1 protein-coding gene is annotated in these 362 nt (G+C 46.7%); it reads right to left on the reverse strand.

Features of this window, described 5'->3' with window-relative positions; translation table 11 throughout:
- Nucleotides 1-147 precede the first annotated feature (147 nt).
- Nucleotides 148-362, reverse strand: a 215-nt coding sequence (locus tag AAEY75_RS14275; protein WP_352259933.1) for a hypothetical protein, incomplete at its 5' end; no start/stop codon positions are given.

Genomic DNA, 362 nt, shown 5'->3' on the forward strand with positions numbered 1-362 from the left:
TCTAAAAACTGGACATTTATCACAAATCATTGGGATTGATGCTCAATGAGCCGTAGGGTGCGCCTCGCGCACCGATGTTTGATATTATCTTGATTAAGGTGCGCATGGCACAGCCTACCTATAATAACTTGTTATCTCAACAACAATCTAAACCTGAATCAAACTAGGTTTTTTAGCCGTGACTGTCGCGGTATCCTGTGCATCTGAGCGGGCTGCGTCACTTGGCTGAGGGTAGTATCGCTGAGCAGGAATACCATCAGCCAATAGTGACCGCCCCGCTCGGAGGTACAGATACAAGCAGAAGGCGCGATCAGCTCCCATCACAACTTTTGCAATAACGACTTCCCACGATATAATTCTAT

Origin of the sequence: Psychrobacter sp. TB55-MNA-CIBAN-0194 (assembly GCF_040309505.1) — a bacterium.
Classification (GTDB): domain Bacteria; phylum Pseudomonadota; class Gammaproteobacteria; order Pseudomonadales; family Moraxellaceae; genus Psychrobacter; species Psychrobacter fozii.